Source organism: Streptomyces sp. NPDC052496 (assembly GCF_040679095.1).
GTDB lineage: Bacteria > Actinomycetota > Actinomycetes > Streptomycetales > Streptomycetaceae > Streptomyces.
Window position 1 is genome coordinate 1 of sequence record NZ_JBFAUH010000067.1, and the last position, 1,657, is coordinate 1,657.

The 1,657-nt window shown below is 71.0% G+C and carries 1 protein-coding gene and 1 pseudogene; both read left to right on the forward strand.

Features of this window, described 5'->3' with window-relative positions:
* On the forward strand, window positions 1-963 hold a 963-nt coding region (locus tag AB0L45_RS39395), incomplete at its 5' end, for a CDP-glycerol glycerophosphotransferase family protein (RefSeq protein WP_365848619.1).
* Window positions 963-1,657 (forward strand): annotated as a pseudogene (locus AB0L45_RS39400) (hypothetical protein); the annotation flags it as partial. The gene AB0L45_RS39395 and the pseudogene AB0L45_RS39400, both read left to right, overlap by 1 nt.

Consider the following 1,657-nt stretch of genomic DNA (forward strand, 5'->3'; position numbering starts at 1 on the left):
AAGGACGCCACGCTGGTGCGGCGCTGGTCGCTGCCGTATCTCAAGGCGCTGGCGCAGGCGGAGTTCTGGGTGGACAACCAGTCCTTCCCGCTGAAGCTGGCCAAGCGCGCCGAGACGACCTACCTGCAGACCTGGCACGGCTCGGCGCTGAAGAAGATGGGCTTCGACCAGCCCGCCCAAAAGACCCTCACCCGCGCCCAGCAGGCCGAGCAGCAGCAGGCCCTGGACCGCTTCGACCGGTTCTTGGTGCGCTCCGAGCACGATGTGCGCACCCTGGCTCGGGCCTTTCGGCTGCCGGAGCGGGCCCTGCTGCGGGTGGGCTATCCGCGCAACGACGCGCTGGTGGCCGCCCGCCGCCGCGAGGAGGCCGGCCACCGGCGCGAGCGCGGGCCGCTGGCGGCCGAGCTGGGCATCCCCGCACACAAGAAGATCGTGCTGTATGCGCCGACGTTTCGCAGCAGCGGACGCGGCAGCCACCGCTTCGAGCTGCCCTTCGATGTGGAGGCCTTCGCCGAACGCTTCGGCAAGGAGATGGTGCTGCTGGTGCGCTCGCACTACCTCAACCACGTCACTCTGCCGCCCACCGTCGCCGGCACCGTCTTGGACGTCTCCGCCCACCACGACGTGGCGCCGTTCTTGGAGCTGGCCGATGCGCTGGTCACCGACTACTCCTCGGTGATGTTCGACTATGCGCTGCTGGACCGGCCGATGGTCTTTTTCACCTACGACTACCAGGCCTACGTCCACCAACAGCGCGGCACCTACTTCGATCTGCGCGAGCACGCCCCCGGCCCGCTGGTCGAGGACCAGGACGCCTTCTTCGCCACCCTGGCCCGCCTGGAGGACAGCGGCGCCGAGCACGCCGCGGCCCGCCGGCGCTTCGTGGAGCGCTTCGGCGAATACGACACCGGCGAGGCCGCCCGCACCCTCGTCGAGCAGTTCTTCTCCCACTGGAGCCGATGATGACCCAAACCCCCGACCCGATAGCCGCCCCCGAGACCGCCCCCCAGGCATCGGCGGCTGCGGCCGCCGCTCCCGCCGCCGAGGCGGCGGAGGTGGTGCGTGATGTGTTCTTCGTGTCCAACAGCGTCAACGAGCTGGGCGGCATCACCAGCTGGTCGCACCAGATGGCCGCCCTGTTCGCCGCCCGCGGCCACCGGGTGCACCTGATCGGCATCACCCCCGCCCCGCCCGGCCGCGCCCGCCCCCTCGCGCACGATGCCCCCTTCGCGGCCACCACCCTCTATGACGAGCACCCCCCGCAGGTGCGGCCGGTGCGCTCGCTCAAGGACCGCGCCAACCTCGCCGAGCACCGCCGGCGCGCGGCCCGCCAGGCCGGCATGCACACCCAGGCCGCCAGGCTCAGCGCCCTGTTCACCGCCGCCCGCCCCGGCGCCGTCATCATCGTCACCCAGGTGTGGGCCATGGAATGGGTGGCGCTGGCCGACACCGGCGGCCACACCGTCATCGGCATGAGCCACGAGTCCTTCGAGACCTGCCGCAAATCCTCCCGCTTCACCCGGGTGAAGACCTTCTACCGGGACGTGGACCGGATGCTGGCCCTGACCCGCGAGGACGCCGACGCCTGGATCCGCCAGCGCATGGACAACGTCGGCTTCATGCCCAACCCCCTGCCCTTCTTCCCCGAGACCCCCTC